Annotated in this window: 23 protein-coding genes; 21 read left to right on the top strand and 2 right to left on the bottom strand. The window is 68.3% G+C overall.

The features are described 5' to 3' along the window. Positions 1 to 12: 12 nt before the first annotated feature. The 10 genes from IEX88_RS11465 to IEX88_RS11420 all read left to right on the top strand — a co-directional run bounded on the left by IEX88_RS11465 (position 13) and on the right by IEX88_RS11420 (position 10,352). Complete coding sequence (locus tag IEX88_RS11465; protein ID WP_188850731.1) at positions 13 to 984, top strand: TRAP transporter substrate-binding protein; 972 nt, start codon at positions 13 to 15, stop codon at positions 982 to 984. Further along, the gene (locus IEX88_RS11460) at positions 981 to 1,547 is read left to right on the top strand and encodes a TRAP transporter small permease (protein ID WP_244640057.1); all 567 of its coding nucleotides are present in this window, start codon (positions 981 to 983) and stop codon (positions 1,545 to 1,547) included. Before IEX88_RS11465 ends, IEX88_RS11460 begins: the two co-directional genes overlap by 4 nt. Further along, the gene (locus IEX88_RS11455) at positions 1,544 to 2,806 is read left to right on the top strand and encodes a TRAP transporter large permease (RefSeq protein WP_188850730.1); all 1,263 of its coding nucleotides are present in this window, start codon (positions 1,544 to 1,546) and stop codon (positions 2,804 to 2,806) included. The genes IEX88_RS11460 and IEX88_RS11455 overlap by 4 nt, the downstream gene beginning before the upstream one ends. A 20-nt stretch (positions 2,807 to 2,826) precedes the next feature. After that, complete coding sequence (locus tag IEX88_RS11450; RefSeq protein WP_188850729.1) at positions 2,827 to 3,705, top strand: NAD(P)-dependent oxidoreductase; 879 nt, start codon at positions 2,827 to 2,829, stop codon at positions 3,703 to 3,705. A gap of 181 nt (positions 3,706 to 3,886) precedes the next feature. Beyond that, complete coding sequence (locus IEX88_RS11445; protein ID WP_244640086.1) at positions 3,887 to 4,543, top strand: GntR family transcriptional regulator; 657 nt, start codon at positions 3,887 to 3,889, stop codon at positions 4,541 to 4,543. After that, positions 4,540 to 5,739: a CaiB/BaiF CoA transferase family protein gene (locus IEX88_RS11440; protein ID WP_188850727.1), complete on the top strand. Its 1,200-nt coding sequence runs from the start codon at positions 4,540 to 4,542 to the stop codon at positions 5,737 to 5,739. The genes IEX88_RS11445 and IEX88_RS11440 overlap by 4 nt, the downstream gene beginning before the upstream one ends. Before the next feature lie 37 nt (positions 5,740 to 5,776). Next, positions 5,777 to 6,940, top strand: a complete 1,164-nt coding sequence (locus IEX88_RS11435; RefSeq protein ID WP_244640056.1) for an iron-containing alcohol dehydrogenase — start codon at positions 5,777 to 5,779, stop codon at positions 6,938 to 6,940. Further along, positions 6,937 to 7,884: a hydroxymethylglutaryl-CoA lyase gene (locus tag IEX88_RS11430; protein ID WP_188850726.1), complete on the top strand. Its 948-nt coding sequence runs from the start codon at positions 6,937 to 6,939 to the stop codon at positions 7,882 to 7,884. Before IEX88_RS11435 ends, IEX88_RS11430 begins: the two co-directional genes overlap by 4 nt. After that, entirely contained in the window at positions 7,884 to 9,365 is a 1,482-nt protein-coding gene (locus IEX88_RS11425) for an aldehyde dehydrogenase (protein WP_188850725.1), read from the top strand. The genes IEX88_RS11430 and IEX88_RS11425 overlap by 1 nt, the downstream gene beginning before the upstream one ends. A 123-nt stretch (positions 9,366 to 9,488) precedes the next feature. Further along, complete coding sequence (locus tag IEX88_RS11420; protein WP_188850724.1) at positions 9,489 to 10,352, top strand: sugar phosphate isomerase/epimerase family protein; 864 nt, start codon at positions 9,489 to 9,491, stop codon at positions 10,350 to 10,352. A gap of 82 nt (positions 10,353 to 10,434) precedes the next feature. Here IEX88_RS11420 and gcvA read toward each other — a convergent pair whose 3' ends face one another. Both gcvA and IEX88_RS11410 read right to left on the bottom strand, forming a co-directional pair. Continuing rightward, positions 10,435 to 11,322, bottom strand: a complete 888-nt coding sequence (gene gcvA / locus IEX88_RS11415; RefSeq protein WP_188850723.1) for a transcriptional regulator GcvA — start codon at positions 11,320 to 11,322, stop codon at positions 10,435 to 10,437. A 223-nt stretch (positions 11,323 to 11,545) separates the two neighbouring features. After that, positions 11,546 to 12,268, bottom strand: coding sequence for a GntR family transcriptional regulator (locus IEX88_RS11410; protein ID WP_188850722.1), 723 nt, complete (start codon positions 12,266 to 12,268; stop codon positions 11,546 to 11,548). 99 nt (positions 12,269 to 12,367) lie between these two features. Here IEX88_RS11410 and IEX88_RS11405 point away from each other — a divergent pair, with 99 nt between their 5' ends. The 11 genes from IEX88_RS11405 (at position 12,368) to IEX88_RS11355 (ending at position 24,141) form a co-directional block, all read left to right on the top strand. Further along, positions 12,368 to 14,422 (top strand): hydantoinase/oxoprolinase family protein, encoded by a 2,055-nt coding sequence (locus IEX88_RS11405; protein WP_188850721.1) that lies wholly within the window; start codon positions 12,368 to 12,370, stop codon positions 14,420 to 14,422. Further along, positions 14,419 to 16,101 carry a hydantoinase B/oxoprolinase family protein gene (locus IEX88_RS11400; RefSeq protein WP_188850720.1) on the top strand — a complete coding sequence of 561 codons (1,683 nt, stop codon included), beginning with the start codon at positions 14,419 to 14,421 and terminating at the stop codon, positions 16,099 to 16,101. Before IEX88_RS11405 ends, IEX88_RS11400 begins: the two co-directional genes overlap by 4 nt. Positions 16,102 to 16,165: 64 nt before the next feature. Continuing rightward, the gene (locus IEX88_RS11395; RefSeq protein ID WP_188850719.1) at positions 16,166 to 17,152 is read left to right on the top strand and encodes a TRAP transporter substrate-binding protein; all 987 of its coding nucleotides are present in this window, start codon (positions 16,166 to 16,168) and stop codon (positions 17,150 to 17,152) included. 66 nt (positions 17,153 to 17,218) lie between these two features. Further along, positions 17,219 to 17,740 carry a TRAP transporter small permease subunit gene (locus IEX88_RS11390; RefSeq protein WP_188850718.1) on the top strand — a complete coding sequence of 174 codons (522 nt, stop codon included), beginning with the start codon at positions 17,219 to 17,221 and terminating at the stop codon, positions 17,738 to 17,740. Between the two features lie 60 nt (positions 17,741 to 17,800). Further along, positions 17,801 to 19,111, top strand: a complete 1,311-nt coding sequence (locus tag IEX88_RS11385) for a TRAP transporter large permease (protein ID WP_188850717.1) — start codon at positions 17,801 to 17,803, stop codon at positions 19,109 to 19,111. A 7-nt stretch (positions 19,112 to 19,118) separates the two neighbouring features. Next, entirely contained in the window at positions 19,119 to 19,640 is a 522-nt protein-coding gene (locus IEX88_RS11380; RefSeq protein ID WP_188850716.1) for a GAF domain-containing protein, read from the top strand. Positions 19,641 to 19,691: 51 nt separating this feature from the next. Beyond that, positions 19,692 to 20,411 (top strand): haloacid dehalogenase type II, encoded by a 720-nt coding sequence (locus IEX88_RS11375; protein ID WP_188850715.1) that lies wholly within the window; start codon positions 19,692 to 19,694, stop codon positions 20,409 to 20,411. A 231-nt stretch (positions 20,412 to 20,642) separates the two neighbouring features. Continuing rightward, on the top strand, positions 20,643 to 21,680 hold the full coding sequence (locus IEX88_RS11370) for a DUF3089 domain-containing protein (protein ID WP_188850714.1): 1,038 nt from the start codon (positions 20,643 to 20,645) through the stop codon (positions 21,678 to 21,680). Positions 21,681 to 21,979: 299 nt separating this feature from the next. Next, positions 21,980 to 22,621: an AAA family ATPase gene (locus IEX88_RS11365; protein WP_188850713.1), complete on the top strand. Its 642-nt coding sequence runs from the start codon at positions 21,980 to 21,982 to the stop codon at positions 22,619 to 22,621. 32 nt (positions 22,622 to 22,653) lie between these two features. Then, the gene (locus IEX88_RS11360; RefSeq protein ID WP_188850712.1) at positions 22,654 to 23,358 is read left to right on the top strand and encodes a YcjF family protein; all 705 of its coding nucleotides are present in this window, start codon (positions 22,654 to 22,656) and stop codon (positions 23,356 to 23,358) included. 180 nt (positions 23,359 to 23,538) lie between these two features. Then, positions 23,539 to 24,141 carry a YcjF family protein gene (locus tag IEX88_RS11355; RefSeq protein ID WP_188850711.1) on the top strand — a complete coding sequence of 201 codons (603 nt, stop codon included), beginning with the start codon at positions 23,539 to 23,541 and terminating at the stop codon, positions 24,139 to 24,141. Positions 24,142 to 24,191: the final 50 nt, after the last annotated feature.

The following is a 24,191-nucleotide window of genomic DNA, read 5'->3' as shown; positions in this document are numbered from 1 at the left end:
CGGGAGGAATGCATGAAGAAGTCCCTGCTCGCCATCGCTGCCGCGATCGCGCTCTACTCGACATCGGCGATGGCCCAGTACCAGCTCTCGCACAACGCGGCGCCCGGCAATCCGAAGTCGGACGCCTCGCTGCGCTTCTCCGAGCTCGTCGCCGAAAAGACCGCCGGCCGCGTGAAGATCGACGTCGGCGGCAGCGCGCAGTTCGGCGAGGACGCCGAGGCGCTGACCAACATGCGCCTGGGAACGCTGGCCTTCAGCGCCAACTCGCAGGGCACCACCTCGGCCGTCGTGCCCGAGATCGCCGTGCTCGGCCTGCCCTTCCTGTTCGAGAACCTGCCGCAGGCCTGGGAGGTCATGGACGGCCCGGTCGGCGAGAAGCTCGCCGCCGCTGCCGAAGCGCAGGGCCTCGTCATCCTCGCCTTCTGGGACAACGGCATCCGCCAGACCAGCAACAGCACGCGGCCGATCACCAAGCCCGCGGACCTCGCCGGCCTGAAGATCCGCACACCGCCCGATCCGATCACCATCGACATCTTCAACGCGCTCGGAGCCAACCCGACGCCGCTCGCCTTCTCCGAGCTCTACATCGCTCTGCAGCAGGGCGTCGTCGACGGCCAGGAAAACCCGCTGATCAACATCTACTCCTCCAAGCTGTACGAGGTGCAGAAGTACATTTCGCTGACCAACCACAAGTACGAAGCGACCCTGCTCGTCGCCAGCAAGATCATCTTCGATACCTTCACCCCCGAGGACCAGGCGGCGATCCGCGAGGCGGCGCTGGAAGCGGGCAAGTTCAACCGCGAACGCTCGCAGAGCGACGAAGCGAAGCTCCGCGCAACGCTGGAAGAGGCCGGCGTCGTCTTCAATGAGGTGGAATCGCAGGCCTTCGTCGATGCGACCAAGTCCGTCTACGACAAGTGGCGCGAGACCTATCCCGAGCTCGTCGACGAGATGGTCGCTGCGGCGGCTGCGGCGAAGAAATGAACCGCGCGGGGCAGATGCCCGGCGACGGCAGGGCGGCGCCAGTCGCCCTGCGCGTTGCCAACTTCATCGACCAGGGCATCGGCCTCGTCGCCTCGACGATCGGCGTGCTCTCGATCGTGGCGATCTTCCTCGCCCTGATGGCGGACGTCATCGTCCGCTATCTCACCACACGCGGCCTCGGCTGGCCGGCCGAGGTCCCGAACCTCCTGTTTCCCTGGCTCGTCATGGGCGGCATCGTCCTAGCGGCGCATCGTGGCGCCCACATTTCGGTCTCGCTCCTCCTCGACGCCCTGGGCCGCGCCGCCGCCCGCGTCCTCCTGGTGGCGATGCAGGTGCTCATCCTCGTCACCTTCGCCTATCTCGCCTTCGTCGCCATCGACGTGATCAAGGTGACCGGCCACCAGCTGTTTCCGCTGACCGGCATTCCGCAGTTCTACGCCTATTCGGCGATGATCTTCGGCTTCGTCGGCATCGTCCTGACCTGTGCGGTGTACCTCGTCCGGGTGCTCTATGCCGAGGATCCGCGCATCATCTTCGCCGAGGAACCGGAGCACACGCTATGACGGTCATGATGGTCTCGGTCTTCGCGCTGCTGCTCGTCTGCGCCTTTCCGGTCGGCTATGCCCTGGTCATCGCGGCGGGCTCCGCGGTGCTGTTCCTCGGTGGCGTTCCCGCCGTTATCGCCGTGGTCAAGCTGTTCCAGCCGACCCAGAGCTTTCCGCTCCTGGCCATTCCCTTTTTCATCCTCTCGGGCTCGCTGATGATGTCGGGCACGCTCGGCAAGCAGCTCGTCGCCTTCGCCGCGGCGCTGGTCGGCCGCTTCCACGGCGGCCTCGGGCAGGTCAGCGTCGTCGGCTCGACCGTCTTCGGCGGCGTCTCCGGCTCGGCCGTGGCGGAAGCCTCGGCGCTCGGCTCGATGCTGATCCCCTGGCAAAAGCGCGAGGGATACCCCGCCGCCTTCGCCGCCGCCGTCACCTCCTCCTCCTCGGTGATCGCCGGCCTCATACCCCCCTCAATTCCGCTGATCATCTACGCGACGGTCTCCAACGCCTCGATCGCCTCGCTGTTCATCGCCGCGGTGCTTCCCGGCCTGCTGCTCGCCGCCGGCATGATGGTCGTCTGCTATGTCAGCGGCCGCATGCGCAGCTTTCCGCGGCTCGAGGGCGGCGGCGGCGGCCTCAGGGCGCTCGGCGCGTCCCTCGTGACCGCGGCGCCGGCCTTGCTGATGCCGGTCTTCATCATCGCGCTCCTGCGGCTTGGCATCGCCACGCCCACCGAGGTCAGCGTCATCGCCGTGGCCTATGCCATCGTCGTCAGCACGCTTCTCTACCGGGATCTCACGCTTGCGCGACTACGCGACGCGCTGGTGACGACAGCGGTGACCACCGGTGTGGTCATGCTGGTGATCACCGCCTCCAGTCTCGTCGGCCATGTCCTCATCACCGAGCGGGTGCCGGCGATCGTCGCCAACTGGGCGATGACGGTACTGCAGGAGCCCTGGCTGATCATCCTAGCGATGAACCTGATCATGCTCTTCGTCGGCATGTTCCTCGACCTGCCCGCCGCCATCCTGCTGCTCGGCCCGACCTTCGTCGCTATCGGCCAGGCGATCGGCATCGACCCGATCCAGCTCGGCATCATGGTGGCGATCAACCTGTCGATCGGCCTGTTTACCCCGCCGATCGGCACCACGCTGTTCATCGGCGCGGCGATCGCCCGGGTGCCGATCCTCGCCGTTGTGCGCGAACTCTGGCCCTTCTATCTCGTGGCGCTGACGGTGCTCGGCCTGATCTCCTACGTCCCCGCGCTGACGCTCTATTGACCTCCTGCAAGGATACGCGCGTGACACAGATCGGCTTCGTCGGCCTCGGCTCCATGGGCCTGCCGATGGCGAAAAACCTCGTTGCGGCGGGCTTCGCCGTCACCGGCACTGACATCCGTACGGACGCCGGCGCGGCCCTCGAGGCCGCCGGCGGAAAGGCCGCGGCGACGGTCGCGGCGGCGGCGTCCGGCGCCGAGGTGCTGGTGCTGATGGTCGTCAACATCGACCAGGCCCGCAGCGTCCTCTTCGACGACGGGGCGCTGGCAGCGATGACACCGGGCGGCACGGTCTGCCTGATGTCCACCTGCCCGCCCGGCGCGGTCGAGGCGCTCGCCGCCAAGGTCGAGGCCGAAGGCCGGTCCTTCGTCGACTGCCCGGTCTCGGGCGGCGTCGCCGGGGCGATCGCGGCCAGCCTCAGCATCATGGCCGCCTGCCCGGCGCCCGTCCTAGAAAAGGTACGGCCGGTGCTCGCCGCCATGGGCGACAAGCTCTTCCATGTCGGCGAGACGCCGGGCCAGGGGGCCGTCGTCAAGTCGATCAACCAGCTGCTCTGCGGCGTGCATTTGGCCGCCGCGGCCGAGGCGCTGTCGCTCGGCATGAAGGTCGGCGTCGACATGGACGTCCTCCTGCAGATCGTCGGCGGTTCGGCGGCATCGAGCTGGATGCTGCGCGACCGCGGGCCGCGCATGCTGGAGGAGGCGCCCGGCATCACCAGCACGGTCGACATCTTCGTCAAGGATCTCGGCATCGTCATGGAGGCCGGCCGCGACGCCAAGGCCGCCCTGCCCTTGGCCGCCATGGCGCACCAGCTCTTCCTCTCGGCTTCGGGCGCGGGCGACGGCGCCGCCGACGACAGCCAGGTGATCTCAGCCTATCGGCGCATCAACGCCATCGGCTAGCGGCCTCCCGTCACCGCGGCGCCGGGCGAGACGCCGAGGAGACCCGTGAACGACGGGGTCTCAGCAACAGAGACCAGATCGGAAAATTGCGCGGCCACGTCGCGCCAGAGGCTTTTCTTCCGCCGATCATTTCGGTATACCGAGCGGGATACCACGCTTTCGGAGTGCTTTCTTGTCCCAGATGCACCGCCTCTACGAGACGATCCGCGGGGACATCCTGTCCCTTACCCTCAGCCCCGGCCACGCTTTCAGCGAGCGCCAGTTCGAGGCCCTCTATGGCGGCTCGCGCACCCCGATCCGCGCCGCCCTGTCGCGGCTCGAGGTCGACGGCCTCGTCCAGCGCGACGACCGCGGCTGGTCGGTGACGCCTTTGTCCTTCCAGGAGATCGAGGCGGCGTCGGAGTTTCGCGCCGCCGTGGAACGCGAAGCGGTGACGCTGGCCTGCCAGCGGGCGAGACCCGAGGAGATCGACGGCATCGCCGAGATGGTAGTGTCGGTGACCATGGACATGTCCCTCGACGAATGGCACCGCGCCGGCCGCGACTTTCACGTCGAGCTGGCGCGGCTGTCGGGCAACCTGTTTTTCGTGCGCGCCGTCGAGGACGTGATGACCCGCCTCGCCCGCGCCCGCTGGCTGGAAATTCGCAGCCTGGAAGGGCGCCAGCGCACCGTCACCGAGCACATGAACATCCTCGACATCGTCCGCCGCCGCGACGTGGCGACCGCGGTCGCCGCCGTCACCGAACACGCACAGAGCACCCAGTCCCGCCATGTCGAGGCGCTGATGGGCAATGCCCGCGGCGCCGCGGGGCTGGTCGTGGTCGGAGCGCGCAAGTGAGCGGCGCCGGTGCCCTCGACGGCCTGCGCGTCGTCGAGATGGGCTCGTTCATCGCCGGCCCCTTCTGCGGCCAGCTCCTCGCCGACCAAGGCGCCCATGTCGTCAAGATCGAACCGCCGGGGACCGGCGACTCGATGCGGCAATGGGGCGTCGTGCAGCGCGAGGGCAAGGCGCTGTGGTGGCCGGTCATCGCGCGCAACAAGCGCTCGCTGACGCTCGACCTCCGCCAGCCCGAGGGCACCGAGATCGCCCGCGCATTGCTCGCCGAAGCCGACGTGCTGATCGAGAACTTTCGGCCCGGCACGATCGAGCGCTGGGGCATGGCGCCGGACGTGCTGCAGGCCGCCAATCCGCGGCTGATCATCGCCCGAGTCTCGGGTTTCGGCCAGACCGGCCCTTATTCGACCCGCGTCGGCTTTGGCGCCATCGCCGAGGCCATGGCCGGCATGCGCTCGCTCGGCGGCTTTCCCGACCAGCCGCCGCCGCGCGCCGGCCTGTCGATCGGCGACAGCCTCGCCGGCATGTTCACCACCATCGGCGTGCTCTCGGCGCTCAACGCCCGCCATGCCAGCGGCCGCGGCCAGGTCATCGATGTCGGCATCACCGACGCCGTTCTCGGCGTCATGGAGAGCGTGTTTGCCGAACACAGCGCCACCGGCGCCGTCCGGCGGCGCACCGGCACGGGTCTTCCCGGAATCGCGCCGTCCAATCTCTATCCGACCGCCGACGGCCAATGGGTGCTCGTCGCCGGCAATGGCGACGCGATCTTTCGTCGCCTCGCCGAGCTCATGGGCCAGCCGGCGCTCGCCACCGATCCGCGCTACGCCACACATCGCGCCCGCGGCGAGCGCCAGGCCGAGCTCGACGCCCTCGTCGCGGCCTGGACGGCGACCCTGCCGCTGACCGCGCTGCTCGAAGGGCTGGACGCCGCCGGCGTTCCCGCCGGCCCCGTCGCCGGCATCGATGACGCAGCGGCCAACCCGCATTTCCAGGCGCGCGGCGCCCTGGTCGAGGTCGAGACCGAGGATTACGGGGCCCTGACCATGCAGGCCGTCGTGCCGCGGCTGTCGGAGACACCCGGCGCGGTGCGCTGGGTCGGCCCGCGGCTCGGCGAACACACCGAGGAAGTGCTGCGCGAGGCGCTCGGCCTCGACGCGGAAGCCGTCGAGGGCCTCAGGGCGCGCGGGATCGTCTGATGGCGACCGCGAGACAATCAAGCAAGGGATGTCGGTAATGGGAATGGCGAGCGCGTCGGTCTTCGGCGCCATCGAGCGCATCGTGCATGGCCGGGGCATGCTGGCGCAGCTGCCGGCCGAGATCGCCCGGCTGCGCGGAACGAAAATCCTCCTTGTCACCGACCCCGGCATCGTCAAAGCCGGGATCGCTCACCGGGTGACGGCACTCCTCGGTGATTTCCACGTCGAGATCTTCGCCGAGGTCGAGCCCGATCCCAGCATCGAGACCGTCATCGCCTGCGCCGCGCGCGCCCGCATCGCCGGCTGCGACCTCGTCGTCGGGCTCGGCGGCGGCAGCGCGCTCGACGTCGCCAAATGCGCCGCGGCCTTCGTCAACAATCCCGGCGACATCAGGGACTATCTCGGCATCGACAAGCTGCCGAACGCGGCCGTCGCCAAGATCATGATCCCGACCACGGCCGGCACCGGCAGCGAGGTCACCAATGTCGCCGTTCTCAGCCTCAAGGCGGAGAAGACAAAGAAGGGCATCGTCAGCCGGCATCTCCTCGCCGATGCCGCGATCCTCGATCCCGAGCTGACCCTCGGCCTGCCGCCGGCGGTGACGGCGGCGACCGGCATGGACGCGCTGACCCACGCGATCGAGGCCTATGTCTCGCGCTTCGCCCAGCCGCTGACCGATCGCTTCGCCCTCGACGCCATCGCCATGATCGCCGCGGCGCTGCCGACCGCGGTCCACAACGGCGCCGACATCGCCGCGCGCGAGACCATGCTGACCGCCAGCCTCTATGCCGGCCTTGCCTTCGGCAGCGCCGCCACCGGCATGGTGCACGGCCTCGCCATGCCGCTCGGCGGCCAGTTCGATGTTCCGCACGGCATCGCCAATTCGGTGCTGCTGCCGCATGTGATGCGCTGGAACCTCGTCGCCGCTTTGCCGCGCTACCGCGACATCGCCCGCGCCATGGGCGTGCGCGTCAATCACCTGTCCCTGCGCGAGGGCGCCGAAGGCGCCGTCGCCGCCGTCGAACAGCTCGCCAGGGATGTCGGCATTCCCGCCACGCTCGACGATCTCGGCGTGCCGCGCTCGGCCATCGAGGCGCTGGCCAAGGACGGCATGACCAATCTGCGCCAGGTCCGGCCGAACCCGCGCAACGTCACCTATGAGGGCCTGGTGTCGATCCTCGAAGGAGCTTTTCGTCCATGAGCCTCTCCCTGCCGAAGAGCGTGTCGATCATCGAGGTCGGCCCGCGCGACGGGCTGCAGAACGAAAAGCAGCACCTGCCGACCGACGCCAAGATCGAGCTGGTCCGGCGCCTCGCCGCCGCCGGCCTGAAGGAGATCGAGGTCACCTCCTTCACGCATCCCCGGTGGATCCCGAACCTCGCCGATGCCGAGGACGTCGTGCGCGGCACGGCCGACCTGCCGATCACCGCCTTCGCGCTGATCCCCAACCGGCGCGGCCTCGACCGGGCACTGTCCTGCGGCACCGCGGGCGCGACCTTCGTGCTCTCGGCGAGCGACGCGCACAACCAGGCCAATCTCAACCGGCCGACCGCCGCCTCGCTCGTCGAACTGCTCCAGCTCGACGGTGACGCGCGGCAGGCGGGCATAACCACCCGCATCTCGATCTCCGTCGCCTTCGGCTGCCCCTTCTCCGGCCCGGTGGCGCCCGAGCACCTGGCCGGCATCGTCGGCCGCTTCGCCGAGGCCGGCGCCACCCGCATCGGCCTCTGCGACACGATCGGCATCGCCCATCCCGCGCAGGTGCATGCCGTCTCGGCGATGCTGCGCCAGCGCTTTCCCGATATCGACTTCGAGCTTCATCTTCACGACACGCGCGGCCAGGCGTTGGCCAACACGCTCGCAGGGCTGCAGGCCGGGATCACCGCCTTCGATTCCGCCGTCGGCGGTCTCGGCGGCTGTCCCTATGCGCCCGGCGCCACCGGCAATGTCGCGACCGAGGACGTCGTCGCCATGCTGACCGCCATGGGGATCCAGACTGGGATCGACGAAACAGCGCTCCTCGAAGCAGCCGCGCATCTCGCGGCCTGGCGCGACCGGCCGCTCGACAGCGCCACCTGGCGCCGCGCCGCCGCGGCAGCGGTATCGTGCACAGCGGGCGCCGCGGCGCCGGAAGGACAAGTGTGATGCACACCTACCAGCTCTTTATCGACGGAGAGTATTGCGACCCCGCCGGCGGCGAATGGTTCGACACGGTGAACCCCTATACCGGCAAGGCCTGGGCGAGGATCCCGCGCGGCGGCAAGGCGGATGTCGACCGCGCCGTCGCCGCCGCCAGCCGGGCGCTGACCGAGGGCCCCTGGGCGACGATGACGGCCACCGCGCGCGGCAAGCTGATGCGCCGGCTCGGCGATCTCGTCGCGGCCAATGCCGAGAGCCTCGCGGCGACCGAGGTCCGCGACAACGGCAAGCTTCTCGCCGAGATGGCCGGCCAGGTCCGCTACCATCCGGAATGGTGGTACTATTTCGGCGGCCTCGCCGACAAGATCGAGGGCGCGGTCGTGCCGATCGACAAGCCCGACCTCCTCACCTTCACGACGCACGAGCCGGTCGGCGTCGTCGCCGCGCTGACGGCCTGGAACTCGCCGCTGCTGTTCATCGCCTGGAAGTGCGCGCCCGCCATCGCGGCGGGCTGCACGGTGGTGATCAAGCCCTCGGAATTCACCTCCGCCAGCACGCTCAACTTCATGGCGCTGACGAAGGAGGCCGGCTTTCCCGACGGCGTGTTCAACGTCGTCACCGGCTTCGGTGCCGAGACGGGCGCCGCGCTCGTCGAGCATCCCGGCGTCGCCAAGGTCACCTTCACCGGCTCCGACACCACCGGCAGGGCCGTCTACCAGGCCGCCGCGCGCGGGCTGAAGCGCGTCTCGCTGGAACTCGGCGGCAAGTCGCCGAACATCGTCTTCGAGGATGCCGATCTCGACGCGGCGGTCGCCGGCGTCGTTTCCGGCATCTTTGCCGCGACGGGGCAGACGTGCATCGCCGGATCGCGCCTTCTGGTGCAGAACTCCATCCGCGACGCCTTTGTCGACAAGCTCGTCGCCATGGGCCGGACGGCCAAGATCGGCGACCCCATGCAGGCCGACGTCAACATCGGACCGGTGACGACCCCGCCGCAGTTCCAGAAGATCATGGACTATATCGACATCGCCAAGGGCGAAGGCGCGCGCTGCGTCCTCGGCGGCCGGCGGGCGGAGGGCGTGGGCCTGGAGTCCGGGCAGTTCGTCCAGCCGACGATCTTCGTCGACGTCACCAACGACATGCGGATCGCCCAAGAAGAGGTGTTCGGCCCGGTCCTCTCGGTCATCGGCTTCGACACCGAGGCCGACGCGGTGCGCATCGGCAACGATGTGATCTATGGCCTGGCCGCCGGCGTCTGGACCAAGGACATCGGCCGCGGCCTCAGGATGACGAAGGCGCTGAAGGCCGGCATGGTCTGGGTCAACACCTACCGGGCCGTCAGCTATATGATGCCTTTCGGCGGCATTAAGGATTCCGGCATCGGGCGCGAAAGCGGCATGTCCTCCGTCAAGGAGTTCCTGGAGACCAAGAGCGTCTGGATCTCCACCTCGGACGCCGTTCCCGCCAATCCCTTCATCCAGCGTTGAGCACACGGGTCCGTCGCCCGGCGGCGGACCCGTGAACTCAGCTCATGCAAGTTGCAGCGCTTCGCGTTTGCACGTCCTCGCGGGCGGGCCGACAAAGACGCATCCGCCAGCCAGAGGTGAGCCTTGCCAGACCGCACCCTATCCGACCGCCCCGACCGCACCGTCTCCGTCTCGACCGCGCCCTATGACGGCCATCCCTTCGAAGCCGTGTTGGAGAGCCTCGCCGCCTGCGGGGCTGATCATGTCGAGCCGGCCTACATCGTCGGCTATACCGAGCCCTTCGACGAAAGCGCCTTTACCGCGGCAGAGACGGAGCGCCACCGCCAGCTGATCGCGGCGAGCGGGCTCGGCTGCCGCGCCGTGTCCTCGCATATCGACCTCGGCAACCCCGACGCGGTCGAGGTGTTTTCCGGTCGCATGCGCTTTGCCCGCGGCATCGGTGCGGACATCATCCTGACCAATGCCGCCGTGGTCGCCAAGGCGGCGCCGCTCGAGCGGAATCTCGAGGCGCTTCTACGCTTCGCGGAAGAGCTCGGCCTCGTCATCGCCCTCGAAAATCCCGGCGACGGCCGCGACAACCTGATGAACACCGCCGCCGAAGGGCTCGCCCTCGTTTCCCGCTTCGACACGCCGCATCTGCGCCTCAACTACGATGCGGCGAACACCTGCTCGCACCGGCCGGACGTGGACCCTGCCGAGGATGCGGTCCTGTCCCTCCCCGGCTGCGGCCATATGCACCTCAAGGACGTCCGCCGCACCGACCAAGGCTGGTTCTTCGCCCCCATCGGCGACGGCGACATCGACTTCGGCAAGATTTTCGCGGGCCTGCGGGCCCATCCGGGCCTGCCGGTCAGCCTGGAGCTGCCGCTGCGCCTCCATCGCGGCCCCGACGCGCAGCCGATCCGCCGCCCCGAGCCTCTGCCGATCGGCGAGATCGAGGCGGCGATCACCCGCTCGCTCCAGGTCATCGGTGCCGCCTTGGCATAGACGCCCTGCCCGGCCGGCCCGCCGCGCCGAGCAGCCTGCGGCGGCGCTCTTGCGCCCGACCGGCCACCGCCGGACAAAACCGTCAGCCGGCGGCGAGCTCGGCAAAGATCCATTTGCGGAAGGCGGCGATCTTGCCGAGGCGGGCGCGCGAGCGCAGGTGGACGAGGCTGTGGCAGCGCATCTTGTGGCCGGTCTCGCCGAAGGGCAGCACGAGCCGTCCGCTGGCCAGCTCCCGCCCGACGAGAAGCCGGCTTTCCAGGCAGACGCCGAGCCCGTCCATCGCCGCGCTGATCGCCAGGAACGACCGGTCGAAACGCGAACCGTGATCGAGATCGAGCCGGACCCCGTGATCCCTGGCGAAATCGCGCCAGCGGTAGAGATTGACCTCGGAATGGATCAGCGGATGGCGCACGAGATCGGCGGGCGTCCTGAGCGCATTCGGCCCCTCGACGAGGGAGGGAGCGCAGAGAGCGACGATCGTCTCCTCCGGCAGCGGCTCGATGGAGATTCCCGCCATGGCCACGGGCGCACCGTAGCGCAGGTCGAAATCGACCGTGCCGTGGCCGAGATCCGCCACCTCGCCGGAGGCGTTCAGCCGCACGTCGAGTTCGGGATGCAGCGCAGTGAAGCGCGTGATGCGCGGCATCAGCCATTGCGCGGCGATGCTCGGCACCGAGTGGATGGTCAGGATGTCGCTCTTGCCGAGCCGGGTCAGGTCGCGCGTCGCGGCCTCGATCTGGCCAAAAGCCTCGCCGATTTCCGCCGCGTAGCTCTTGCCGGTATCGGTGAGCACGATGGCGCGGCTGATGCGGTGGAAGAGCTGCGCCCCGATTTCCTTTTCCAGGGCCCGCACCTGGTGGCTGATTGCCGAGGGCGTCACCTTCAGCTCCTCCGAGGCGCGCATGAAGGAGCCGAGCCGCGCGGCGGCCTCGAAGGCCTGGATCGAGCGCAGAGAGGGGATGTTGCGCATGCGGAGGCTTCCTGGCGGCCCCCGGCAACCGGCGCCGGCGGGCATTCTGGGGTTTGTCCTGGTCGAGTCGATGCCAGCGCCGGGCATCGCATTTTTTCAGTGGCTGGCCTGTCGGAGCCCAGCCTACCGGCAAAGAGGCGGGCCAATCCATGCCCCTTTACCGGTAGCGACAACAAAAGCCGAGGCGCGGTGCGGTCTCACCCTCGCTCGATGTCTGTGAGTCTCATCCGCTGTGCCGGGAGGCGGCGGAGATGCGTTGCGTGACATCGCTGGACAGGATCGCCGTGGCGACCCGCTTGCGGAACAGTTCGACATGGGCGCCGGCGAGCTGTTCGGCCGCATCGGCATCACGCTCGCGGATGGCGGCAAACATGTCGCGATGATCATGGATGGTCGATTCCAGATGGGTCGCCAATCGCTGATCCAGGCCGCTGTGTTCGGAGAAGCTGACATAGCCGATGCGCATGCCTTCGACGAGGCTGCGCTGGTACGAGTGAGATAGGAAGCTCGAGCGCGCCGCGTCGGCGATGGCGGCATGGAAGGCGAAGTTGACTTCGTTGATCACCTCGCTGTCGACGAGCGCGGCGCCCGCCTCGAAGGCCAGCATATGGGCTTCGAGGCGATCGATATCGGCCTGCTCCCGCCGCAGCGCCGCCAGCCGGGTGACGCTGCGCTGCAGGATGTCCAGCCCCTCGAAGAAGGCCCGGAGGTCCTGCAGGTCGAGCGAGGCCACGCGGGCGCCGCGCCCCCGCACCGACGTCACCAGACCCTCGGCGGTCAGGCGGATCAGTGCTTCCCGGACCGGCGTCCGGGAGACGTCGTAGCGCGACGAGACGAGGCTTTCGTCGAGTTCTGCCCCGGGTTTCAGGTCGAGCCGCAGGATCTGTCGTCGCAGGCTTCGATAGACCCGCTCGCTGCCGGCCGACGTCACTGGCTCCTCGCTCATGCCTGCCCCCCATCTCATCGTCTCGTCCCCATCATGCCGGGTTGACACCCCGTATACAAGCTGCATACCTTGCCTGAACAACAAAGGGGCAGGCATAAAATGCAGGCAGCTAGCTGGTCCATCGGCGTGGACGTCGGTGGCACGTTCACCGACTTCTATGCTTTCGACCGCCATTCCGGGTCGGTGGCCCTGCACAAGACCTCCAGCACTCCCGCCAACCCGGCGGAAGCAATCCTGACCGGTCTCGCTGAACTCGCCGCCAAGACCGGCTTCGAGATTGCCGACGTCGGTGCCCTCGCGCACGGAACGACCGTCGCGACCAATGCCCTGATCCAGCGCCGCGGGGCGCGGGTCGCGATGGTGACGACGGAAAATTTCCGCGACCTCGTCGAGATCGGCCGCCAGATCCGGCCAAAACTCTACGACCTGAAGGCCGATCACCCCATGCCGCTGGCGCCGCGCGACATGCGCTTCGGCGTTCGCGAGCGGATCGGTGCCGACGGCAAGGTCGTCGTGCCGCTCGACCGCGACAGCGCCGACGCGGTGATCGAGGCGCTCAAAGCCTGCGGCGCCGACGCGGTCGCCGTCACCTTCCTGTTTTCCTATCTGAACCCGTCGCACGAGCAGGCCATGAAGGCCCTCATCGCCGAAGCCCTGCCCGACATCGCGATCTCGGTCTCCTCCGACGTCCAGCCGGAGTTCCGCGAATACGAGCGCAGCTCGACCACCCTGTTGAACGCCTATCTGCAGCCCTCCTTCTCCCGCTACATGTCGACCCTCAAGGAGTCCCTGGAGCGCTCCTCGCCCGAGGCCCGCGTCGGGATCAACCAGTCGAACGGCGGGCTGATGTCGGTCGACAAGGCGCGCGACTTCCCCATCCGCACGGCGATGTCCGGCCCGGCCGCCGGCACGATGGGCGCCATCCATACCGCCCGGCTGTCCGGGCGCGCCGACATCATCACCTTCGACATGGGCGGCACCAGCGCCGACGTGGCGCTGATCCGCAATCTCGAGAGCAAGCTGGCCTTCGACCGCGACGTCGCCGGCTTCCCCGTCCGGATGCCGATGATCGACATCAACACCGTCGGCGCCGGCGGCGGCTCCATCGGCTGGTTCGACCGCGACGGCCTGGTCAAGGTCGGCCCGGTCAGCGCCGGCGCCGTGCCGGGCCCGGCCTGCTACGGGCGCGGCGGCACCGAGCCGACGGTGACGGACGCCAATGCCGTTCTCGGCCGCCTCTCCGGGCATGGCCTGCTCGGCGGATCGATGTCCCTCGACGTCGAAGCCTCCCGCCAAGCGGTGGGAAAGATCGCCGACCGGCTGGGCTTCACGCTGGAGCGGGCGGCGATCGGCATGCTCGACATCGTCTCAGCAAACATGGTCCGCGCGATCCGGGCGATCTCCGTGGAGCGCGGGCACGACCCGCGCGACTTCGTCCTGATGCCCTTCGGTGGCGCGGGTCCCCTGCATGCCGAGGGATGCGCGCAGGCGCTCGGCATCGCCGAGATCGTCATTCCCTATTCACCCGGCATTCTGTGCGCCCAGGGCCTCCTGGTCGCGGACCGGTCGGAAAGTTTTGTGCGCAGCCAGCGTCTGGCCCTCACCAAGGCCAACGCAGCCGCGCTCTCCGGCCTCGTCGCGTCGATGATGGAAGAGGCCGAGGCCTGGTGGAAGGCGGAAGCCGTCGAGCAGCCGGCCCGCGGCCGAAAACTCGCCGTCGACATGCGCTATGCCAGCCAGAACTACGAACTCCAGGTCCCCTTCGACGACCTTCCGAGCATCGAGGAAATGCGCCAACTGTTCTTCCAGGCGCATGAGCAGGCCTACGGCTTCCACAGCGAGACGGACCCGGTCGACGTCGTCGCCGTCCGCCTCACGGCCCTCGGCCGCCTTCCCTCGCCGGCCATACCGCCGGTGCCGGCCGATGCGACGTCGGCGCCGGAACCGCGCGACATCCGGCCGGTATGGTTCGATGCCGTGGCGGCCGTCGAGACGCCCGTCTACGACCGCGCCACCTTCGCGCCGGGAACGGTGCTGCAGGGACCGGCCGTCATCGACCAGTTCGACGCGACCTGTCTCCTGTTTCCCGGCGATGTCGCCATTGTCGATGACGCGATGAACATCGTCATCACCCGCAAGGGGAGCGCTCGATGAGCCCGCGGATCGACCCGATCACCATCGAAATCGTCGCCAGTGCCTTTCGCTCGGTGGTCGACGAGACCTTCATCGCCCTGATGAAGAGCGCCTATTCGACCAACATCAAGGAACGGCACGACCATTCGACGGCGATCTGTGACAGGACCGGCCGCCTGATCGTCCAGGCGGACATGTCCCTGCCGATCCACATCGCTTCGATGACCGGTCTGATGACGACGATCCTCTCAAAATATCGCCCTGAGGACATCGAGGAAGGCGACGTCTTCGTCGCCAACGATCCCCATGTCGCCGGCGGCACCCATCTTCCCGACATCAACTACGCCGCCCCGCTCTTCCTGGAGGGCGAGCTGATGGGCTTCATCTGCAATATCGCCCACCACGCCGACATCGGCGGCATGGTGCCAGGCTCGATGGCGGGCGGCATGTCGGAGATCTATCAGGAGGGGCTGCGCATCCCCCTCGTCAAGCTGTTCCGCCGGGGCGAGATGCAGCAGGATCTGATGGACATCTTCCTCCTCAACGCCCGCATTCCGGAGGAACGGCGCGGCGACCATTTTGCCCAGATCGCCGCCTGTCGGCTCGGCGTGCGCCGCGTCGCCGAGATCGGCGAGCGCTATCCGCTCGCGCTGATCCGCGACGTCTTCGACGAACTGGTCGAGCGGACGCGGTTGCGCATGCGGCAGGCCATCGCGGCCGTGCCGGACGGCACCTATTCGTTCGAGGACGTGATGGACGACGACGGTCTCGGCACAACAGACATTCCGATCCGCTTGACGATCACGGTCGCCGGCGACCGCGCGGTCTTCGATTGGCGCGGCTCCTCGCCCCAGGTGCGCGGCAACATCAATGTCCCGATCAATGCCACCCAGGCGGCGGTCGCCTTCAGCCTGCGCGCCTTGCTGGACCCCGAGATCGCCAACAACCAGGGCATCCTCGACTGCTGCGAACTGGTGACCGACGCCGGCTCGATCGTCGATTGCCGCGCGCCGGCGCCGGTCGCGGCGAGAGCCCACACCTCGCAGCGCCTCATCGACATCATCATCGGCGCCTTCTCCCGGGCCATTCCCGAGCGGGCGGTCGGGGCCTCGAACGGGGCGAACACCACCGCGGTGTTTTCCGGCGTCGATCCCCGCAGCGGCCGCGACTACCTCTATTTCGAGACGCTGGGCGGCGGTTTCGGCGGGCGCAACGACCGCGACGGCAAGGACGGCGTCCAGGTGCACATCACCAACACCTCGAACCTGCCGATCGAGGCGATCGAGACGGAATATCCCCTGCGAGTGGTGAGCTACGGCTTCATCGAGGATTCGGGCGGCGCCGGCCGGCATCGCGGCGGCGGCGGCCTTCGGCGCGTCATCCAGCCGATCGACCATGACTGCTCCTTCAACGGCGCCGGCGAACGCTTCGCCAATGCGCCCTGGGGGCTGTTCGGCGGCGAGGCCGGCCGTCCCGGGCGGTTTGCCCTCGGCGCCGCCGGGATGACCGAGCGGCTGCTCGACATCAAGCCGGCGGGTGTCGCCGTCAAGAGCGACGAGTGGATCATCGTCGAGACACCCGGCAGCGGCGGCTACGGTCCTCCCGCCGAGCGCAGCCCGGAAGATGTCGAGGCCGACCGGGTCTCGCAGAAGTTCTCGGCCGCTTTTCTGGACACCCACTATCCCAAGTCGGTTGCGTGAATCGCACGGTCCGCCGACAGTCTGACGTTCTTACGATCCACCCCAACCCAGGAGATGCCTCGACATGAAGAAAATGATCGCCGCGCTGGCCTTCGCGCTGAGCGTCTGCACCGGACTGCAGAGCGCCTCCGCCCAGACGAAATGGGATCTGGCCAACGAGTATCCGCCGAATTCCGTCCACGCCCAGACCGTCGACACCTTCGTCGCCGCCCTGGAAAAGGCCTCGAACGGCGAGATCGACGTGACGGCGCATCATGGCGCTTCGCTCGGCTACAAGTCTGTCGACCAGTTCGATGCCGTCGGCGACGGTGCCATCCAGCTCGCCTCGTCCTTCGTCGGTGGCTGGGCCGGCATCGACCCCGTCTTCCTCGTCTCCTCCCTGCCCTTCCTCGCCCCGACGACCGAGGATACCCGCGCGCTCTACGAGGCGAGCCGCCCCTACTATGAAAAGGTGCTGGACGACGCCAACCAGGTGTTCCTGCTGGCCACGCCCTGGCCGCCGAGCGGCCTCTGGGGCGACAAGCCGCTCGACTCGATGGAGGCGATCAAGGGCGTGCGCATCCGCACCTACGATGCCAACGGCACCGTCACGCTGCGCGAGGCCGGCGCTTCGCCGATCCAGCTCTCTTGGGCCGACACCGTTCCGCAGCTGACCACCAACGGCATCGACGGCGTCCTCACCTCCGCCGACGGCGGCGCTGCGGCCCAGCTGTGGGAGCATCAGACGCATTTCACCGAGGTGAACTATGCCAGCCCGCTGCAGATCATCCACATCAACAAGGACATCTTCGAGGCCCTGACAGACGCTGAGAAGGAAGCCGTGCGCGCCGCCGCCAAGGAAGCCGAGGACTTCGGCTGGGGATTGTTGAAGAACCGCGTCCAGGAGAACTATGCGCAGATGAAGGAACACGGCATGACGGTGGTCACCGGCGTGTCGCCCGACTATCTCGCGGCCCTCGGCAAGGCGGCCGAACCGTCGATCGCCGAGTGGAAGTCGAAGTTCCCCGAGAACGAGGCCCTTCTCTCGGCCTATGAAGAAAAGCGGAAATAGCCTCGCCGATCGCGTCGGGAGTGGTGGCCTTCACCGTTCCCGACGCCCAACGATGGAAAACCCCTGATGATCGCCTTTCAGCGCACGGTCTACGCCATCTCCAAAGCCTCCGCGGCGCTGGCGTGCATCGCGCTGGTCGCGATGGTCTGCCACATTCTCTACGAGATCGTCCTGCGGACCGTCTTCGCCTCGTCGACCTTCGTCCTCGACGAGTTCGTCGGCTATGGCGTGGCGGCCACCACCTTCCTGTCGCTGGGCTACGCCCTGGAAAACGGCAATCTCATCCGGGTCAACATCCTGCTGTCGCGCACGAGCGGCATCGCCCGCCGCGCCCTGGAATCCCTCTGCGCCCTGCTGGCGCTCGGCGCCACCCTGGTCTTCATCTGGTTCTTCTGGCTTCGCGTTTCCCGCGACTGGGCGCGCGGCACGACCTCGAGTTCGATTGCCGAAGTGCCCACGTGGATCCCGCAGGGCGCCGTTCTCCTCGGGCTTTGCGTCTTCGCGCTGCAGCTCTTCGCCTACCTGCTGCGCCAGTTTACCGACACCCCGCCGCCGGTCGATTCATCCCACACGGCCCAGGAAATCTGATGCGCGCCGCACGACGCCACACGGCACGGCGCAGCATTCGGCGGCAGAGAAGGTAGGCACATGGAAGCATTGTTTTCAGCGGGCGTCGTGCTCGCGCTCATCTTTGCGTTTCTCGGTCTCGGCCTCTGGGTCTTCGCCGGCATTCTCCTGGTCGCCGGCCTGTCGCTCTACCTGCTGCTCGGGATGGATCTCAGCCGCATCGGGACGATCGGCGTCAGCATCGCCTATCGCTACGGCTCGGCCTGGGAACTGGCGGCCATTCCGATGTTCATCTGGATGGGCGAGATCATCTTCCGGACCGACATCTCGAACCGTCTCTTCCGCGGCCTCGCCCCCTTCGCCAACCGCATCCCCGGCCGCCTGCTGCACACCAACATCCTCGGCTGCACCCTGTTCGCCGCGATCAGCGGCTCCTCCGCCGCTACCGCCGCGACGGTCGGCAAGATCACGCTCGCCGAACTCGATGCCCGCGGCTACGACCGCTCGCTGGCGCTCGGCTCGCTCGCCGGCGCGGGCAGCCTCGGCCTCCTCATCCCGCCCTCGATCGTCATGATCGTCTACGGCATCCTCGCCGAGGTCTCGATCAGCCGCCTGTTCGCGGCGGGCATCCTTCCCGGCCTGATGATCGCCAGCCTCTACTCCGGATACATTGCCGTGCGCGCCCTCCTCGATCCCTCGATTGCGCCGGGCGGCGGCGAGCGCTACACGGCCGGCGACTACGCACGCGCCATGCTCGACCTCTCGCCCATCCTGATCCTCATGGTGGTCGTCCTCGGCTCGATCTACACCGGCATCGCCACGCCATCGGAAGCCGCGGCGGTCGGCGTCGCGGCGGCCATCCTCATTGCCGCGGTGACACGCCAGATGTCCGTGGCGCTGTTCGTCGAGACCCTCCTCGGCGCCGTGCGGACGAGCTGCATGGTCTGCATCATCCTGATCGCCGCCGCCTTCCTGTCCACGGCGATGGGCTTCCTCCACATCCCCGCCAACGTCGCCTCGGCGATCGGCGCGCTCGACCTGTCGCCTTTCGCTCTCCTGTTCGTGCTGTCGCTCTTCTACATCGTGCTCGGCCTCTTCCTGGACGGCGTCTCGATCGTGGTGATGAGCCTGCCGATCACCTTCCCCCTGGCGATCGCCGCGGGCTTCGACCCGATCTGGTTCGGCGTCTATCTCGTCATCATGGTCGAGATGGGCCAGATCACCCCGCCGGTTGGGTTCAACCTCTTCGTCATCCAGGGGCTGACGGGAACGCCGATCGGCAAGGTCGCGCAGTATTCCCTGCCGTTCTTCTTCCTGATGGCGCTGGGCGTCGTCTTGCTCGCTCTGTTCCCCCAGATCGTTCTCGTCCTTCCCAACCTTCTGTACGGATGATCCTCGCTTGACCCGCACCACTTCCACCGGCCGCTTCGACCTGCTCGCCGCGGGTCTGGCGCTCGACCGCGCCCAGGCGCTTTCCGGTCAGCCCGACGCCCTGTTCAAGGCCTTCGACGACATCTGCCGACAGGCGGTCGGGCACCAGCTCTTCACCCTCCTCGCCTGGGCACCCGAAACCAACGACGTGCAGCGCGTCTATTCCAGCCGCCCGGACTCCTATCCGCCGGGCCGGCGCAAGGCGATGGGCGTGACGGCCTGGGGGGAGCGCGTGCTGAAGGGCGGCCGAACCTGGATCGGCCGCACCGCCGACGACATCCGCTGGGCTTTTCCCGACCACGAGCTGATCCTCTCGCTCGGCTGCGAGGCCTGCATCAACGCACCCGTGCGCTGGAACGGCGCCGTGCTCGGCGCCGTCTCGGCCCTCGGCCCGGCAGAAGCCTATGACGAGAACGATCTGGAAGGCCTGGACCGACTGGCCGCCCGCCTCGCCCCCGGCTTTCTGACCCTGGCCGCCTCGCCGCGATAAAGGGCGATGGGCGCAGACCCGGCGCCGACCGCCACACTTCAGGAGAACATGATGCAACTCTCGAACTTCAAGGCGCTGACCTTCGACTGCTACGGCACGCTGATCGACTGGGAGAGCGGCATGATCGCCGGCCTCGCCCCCCTCATCGACCGCTGTCGCGACACCCCTTCGCGCGACCTCGTTCTGCAGACCCATGCGCGCCACGAATCCACCCAACAGGCGCAGACGCCGGCCATGCCCTACGCCCGGCTCCTGGCGACGGTCTACCGCCGGATCGCCGAGGAATGGGGCCTTGCCGTCGGTTGGGACGAGTGCGTCGCCTATGGCAACAGCGTCGGCGACTGGCCGGCCTTCCCGGACTCGGTCGAGGCGCTGGCCTACCTCAAGCAGCACTTCAAGCTGGTGATCCTGTCCAATGTCGACGCGGCGAGCTTCGCCGGCTCCAACCGGCGGCTCGGCATCGGCTTCGACGCCGTCTACACGGCCGAGGACATCGGCTCCTACAAGCCGGACCCGCGCAACTTCACCTACATGCTGTCGCGGCTGGAGACTCTCGGGATCGGCAAGGCCGACATCCTGCACACCGCCGAAAGCATGTTCCACGACCACAAGCCGGCCAAGGCGTTCGATCTGGCTTCCGCCTGGATCTACCGGCGCCACGACAAGCAGGGATTCGGCGCCACCATGCACCCCGGGGACATGCCGGCCTACGACTTCCGCTTCAATTCCATGACTGACATGGTCGAGGCCCACCGCCGCGAAATCGGCTGATCGGTCCTTCGCCGTAAGCGCCGGGTCCGTCGACCCGGTCGCGCGGCAACCGCCATCGGATCGGCACGACGTCGCCCGGCGACGCCGCGCCGCGAAAGACAGAAGCCGCCCCGCCTGTCGGCACTGGACATCGGCGCGCGGCCCGCTACGCTCGGCCGGCGTTCCCGCGCCGCTCAGGCCTGGGCCGGCAGACATTCTGCAATCCCCGCAGCATCTGATCTTGAGGCGGCCATGCAGCATCCCAGCGTTCACGGCTCGAGCCGCCGACGGACATCGGCTCTGGCGGGCATCCTGCTGGCCGGCCTGCTGGTCCTGGTGGGGTGTCCGGCCCAGGATGCCGACAGCGCCGACCTGCCGCCCCCCGAACAGGCCGTCATTCCCCCGGCGCCCGACTATGCCGAGCCCACCAGCTGGCTCGCCCGGCCCGAGGATCCCGATCGCTTCGCGGTCGACGTCATCTGGGTCTACCCGACCGTGCTCTTCGACAAGAGCGGCTGGCTGATGGACATCACCCGCCCGGATCTCGTCGCCGGGGCGGAGCTGTCCGTGTCGACCGAAGCGCGGGTATTTTCCGGCCAGGCGAACGTCTACGCCCCGCTCTATCGCCAGATGAACCTGTCCGGCTTCGGCCTGACCGAGACGCAGCGCGACAAACTGGTGGCCTATGGCGAGGACGACGTCCGCCGCGCCCTGCAATACTATTTCGAGCACGACAACAAGGGCCGCCCCTTCATCCTGGCCGCGCACAGCCAGGGCTCCCTGGCGCTGACCGAGCTGGTCCTGCACCACTGGGGCAAGATCGGCGTGGAGCGCCAGCTCGTCGCCGGCTATCTCCTGGGCTGGTCGATCACGACAGGGGACCTGGCGAGCAATCCGGCGGTCACCCTCTGCTTCGCGCCGCATCAGACCGGCTGCTTCGTCACCTACAACTCCGTCGCGCCGGGCAGGCAGGCGGAGGCGCCGACGATCCTTCCCGGTGCCCAGCTCGTCAATCCGCTGACCTGGACGCGCGGCACCGCACCGGCGCCGGCGAGCCTCAATCTCGGCTCGACCTTCTTCGATCTCGGCGGCACGTCCAAAACCCTGCCGGGCTTTGCGTCGGCCGAGATCGTCGATGGCGGCCTGGCGGTGGTGGCCGAAGATCCGAGCCTGCTGAAGCAAGATTTCTTCCCGCCCGGCGTCTATCACAGCTTCGACTATTCGCTCTTCTTCGAGAATCTGAGGGCCAATGTCGCCCAGCGGATCCAGGCCCATCTCGACCGCCCCTGAAGGGCGAGCGGCGTCCCGTCCACCTCGAACCCCGGAGCGAAATGGCCCTGTTGGTGGAACCGCCCCGCCCGCTCCTCGTCGACGCCTGAACGTCCTGGAATTGGCAAGCCCTTCCCTGCGCATCATCCCCTCGGCACTGGAACGAAGACGGGCCCGGACCGGACAGTCTGGTGCGAGCCTGTCCTTCACGCGCGCCGGGGCGAATTTCCGGTGGACGGCGGCGGCCCGTCCCGCCATTTTGGGCCGCAAGCCATGATGGCGGGGACTGGCGGGGTACGCACCGGATGAGCGGAGTGGTGGTGACCGTGGCATCGCTGAAGGGCGGGAGTGGCAAGACCACCCTCGCCTGCTGCCTCGCGGTCCATTGGCATCTGCAGGGCCGCGCCCCGCTGCTCATCGACGCCGACCCCCAGCGCTCCGCGATGCGTCTGGCCGAAAGGCCACGGGCCCTCGGCGGCGTCGCCCTAAGGGAGCAGGCGGATGCCGATGTCTGGAAGACAGTCGAGGACAGCCGCAGCCGCTATGGCGTGATCCTCGTCGATACGCCTGGTTTCGACAGCGAGATCACGGTCTCGGCGCTCGCGGCCGCCGATCTCGTGCTCATTCCGGTCAAGGCGTCGCCCCTGGACGTCGATCGGATGATGGATACGGTCCGGATTCTGATGAGCGGCGTGCGCGGCTGGACGCCGACCTTTCGCTGCGTGCTGACCCAGACCATGCGGGGCAGCGTCATCGCCCGTCACGTGCGCGAAGAGCTGGAAGCCAGCGGCTTTCCGCTGCTGGCGAGCGAGATGCCGAACCGGGTGGCCTTTCCGGAAGCCGGCCTGTTCGGCGCGACGCCCAGCCTGATGATGCCGGAGGGCCTCGCCAGCCGCGATATCGCGGCGATCGCCGCCGAGGTCGAGGCCTTGTTTCCCGCGACGCGGGCGCTGTGCGCGTGAGCCGGCGGCTGCCCCGAACCTCCGACAGCACCTTGGACGACCTGCGACGGGCGGCAGCCGGTGCGGCGCATGTCGAAATCCCGGACGGCCCGGCCTCGATTCCCGCGACCACCCTTGTCGCTGCTCCCGCACGCCAGCCCCGCCGCACCGCGACCGACGCTTCGTCGCTGCCCTCCTCAAGCGCCGCAGGCGGCCCCAAGCGCGCGGCCGCCGGCGCAAAGCCCCGGGCCGCGGCGGAAGTCGCGGCCGGCCCGTCGCATCGGGCGGCGCCACCGCCGGCAACCGTCCGGCGGCCGAAATCGGCGGCCCGCGACGCGGCGGGCCAGCGGATCATCGAACGCCATGCCAACATGGCGGTCCTGGCCGGACTCGTGCCGGTGCCGCTGGTCGACATGGCGGCCATCGCGGCGGTCGTCGATCGCATGCTGCGCAAGCTGGCGCGGGTCTATGGCAGGCGGTTGCAGCGTGATCGCAGCGCGCGGCTCGCCACCTCGATGCTGGCCGGCGTGGCGGCGCCTGGCATCGCCCGCTGGACGGCCACCAACCTCCTCGGCCTGATCCCCGGCACGCAGCTGATCGGCATGGCCCTCGGCTCGCTCTCGGCGACCGTCGTCGTCCGCAGCATCGGCGAGGCCTTCCACCGTCGCCTGAAGGCCGAGAGGGCCGAGCGAGATCCGCGTCCAGCGGTGGGGCCGGACGCGTCGGTCGAGACTGCGCGCCCGTCCCCGTCGTCCTGATCGAGCGCGAAAAGTCCTTTGCTGCGTCGGGCGGCGACACGATTTGCCGGCTGCCATCCCTTTCCATTTACCATTCGAGCGAGTAGCTTCCGTTTCGGAAGACATGTCGTTGTGGTGTGCGCGAACCTTACTGCGGGCCGGCGTCTTCGCGGACCCGGAAGACACTCGGGGAGACGAAGAATGGCAAGGGCAGCGACGACGGGCACCGCCCCGGAGACCGTGACGCCGGCGACGGCGGCCGGCACTGGTGGAGCCACCATCGATCTGGACGACGACGATCTCGACGTCGACGGCGATCTGGCGACCGACAACATCATCAAGGACCATATGATGGCGTCGATCGCCGCCAGCATCGTGCCGGTGGCGTTCTTCGATATCGCCGCGGTGGTGGTCATCCAGCTGCGCATGATCAAAAAGCTGTCGGATCACTACGACAAGCCCTTCTCCGAGAGCCAGGGACGCAAGGTGATCATCGCGCTCGCCGGGGGCGTGCTCGGCTACGGCGCCGGCTATGTCGTGGCCGCCAGCGCGACCAAACTGATCCCGGGCATCGGCTGGATGATCGGCATGGTGTCGCTGCCGGTCGTCGCCGGGGCTTCCACCTACGCTGTGGGACAGTCCATCATCGAGCACTACGAGGAAGGGGGCACCCTCCTCGACTTCAGCGCCAAGAAGCGGCGGGCCTTTTACGACGAGCAGTTCGAGAACGGCAAGAAATTCGCCCGGCGCATGCGCGAAAGGGCCAAGGCCGAGGTCAAGGAACTCGACGAGGAACTCGCCTGAGCCGACGGACGCTGCGGGCCCGACAGCCCGCGGCAACGCGCATACCGTGA

The organism is Aureimonas glaciei (genome assembly GCF_014643375.1).
GTDB classification, from domain to species: domain Bacteria; phylum Pseudomonadota; class Alphaproteobacteria; order Rhizobiales; family Rhizobiaceae; genus Plantimonas; species Plantimonas glaciei.
The sequence above is the reverse complement of the archived record's forward strand: the minus strand, read 5'-3'. Positions and strand labels throughout refer to the sequence as shown.

Excerpts from the sequence above, each read along its gene's own strand:
- IEX88_RS11430 (WP_188850726.1), top strand. The coding sequence starts at position 6,937 with ATGAGCCTCTCCCTGCCGAAGAGCGTGTCGATCATCGAGGTCGGCCCG.
- IEX88_RS11385 (WP_188850717.1), top strand. The coding sequence starts at position 17,801 with ATGGAAGCATTGTTTTCAGCGGGCGTCGTGCTCGCGCTCATCTTTGCG.
- IEX88_RS11370 (WP_188850714.1), top strand. The coding sequence starts at position 20,643 with ATGCAGCATCCCAGCGTTCACGGCTCGAGCCGCCGACGGACATCGGCT.
- IEX88_RS11460 (WP_244640057.1), top strand. The coding sequence starts at position 981 with ATGAACCGCGCGGGGCAGATGCCCGGCGACGGCAGGGCGGCGCCAGTC.
- IEX88_RS11355 (WP_188850711.1), top strand. The coding sequence starts at position 23,539 with ATGGCAAGGGCAGCGACGACGGGCACCGCCCCGGAGACCGTGACGCCG.
- IEX88_RS11455 (WP_188850730.1), top strand. The coding sequence starts at position 1,544 with ATGACGGTCATGATGGTCTCGGTCTTCGCGCTGCTGCTCGTCTGCGCC.
- IEX88_RS11405 (WP_188850721.1), top strand. The coding sequence starts at position 12,368 with ATGCAGGCAGCTAGCTGGTCCATCGGCGTGGACGTCGGTGGCACGTTC.
- IEX88_RS11435 (WP_244640056.1), top strand. The coding sequence starts at position 5,777 with ATGGGAATGGCGAGCGCGTCGGTCTTCGGCGCCATCGAGCGCATCGTG.
- IEX88_RS11390 (WP_188850718.1), top strand. The coding sequence starts at position 17,219 with ATGATCGCCTTTCAGCGCACGGTCTACGCCATCTCCAAAGCCTCCGCG.
- IEX88_RS11445 (WP_244640086.1), top strand. The coding sequence starts at position 3,887 with ATGCACCGCCTCTACGAGACGATCCGCGGGGACATCCTGTCCCTTACC.
- IEX88_RS11395 (WP_188850719.1), top strand. The coding sequence starts at position 16,166 with ATGAAGAAAATGATCGCCGCGCTGGCCTTCGCGCTGAGCGTCTGCACC.
- IEX88_RS11465 (WP_188850731.1), top strand. The coding sequence starts at position 13 with ATGAAGAAGTCCCTGCTCGCCATCGCTGCCGCGATCGCGCTCTACTCG.
- IEX88_RS11400 (WP_188850720.1), top strand. The coding sequence starts at position 14,419 with ATGAGCCCGCGGATCGACCCGATCACCATCGAAATCGTCGCCAGTGCC.
- IEX88_RS11410 (WP_188850722.1), bottom strand. The coding sequence starts at position 12,268 with ATGAGCGAGGAGCCAGTGACGTCGGCCGGCAGCGAGCGGGTCTATCGA.
- IEX88_RS11375 (WP_188850715.1), top strand. The coding sequence starts at position 19,692 with ATGCAACTCTCGAACTTCAAGGCGCTGACCTTCGACTGCTACGGCACG.
- gcvA (WP_188850723.1), bottom strand. The coding sequence starts at position 11,322 with ATGCGCAACATCCCCTCTCTGCGCTCGATCCAGGCCTTCGAGGCCGCC.
- IEX88_RS11425 (WP_188850725.1), top strand. The coding sequence starts at position 7,884 with ATGCACACCTACCAGCTCTTTATCGACGGAGAGTATTGCGACCCCGCC.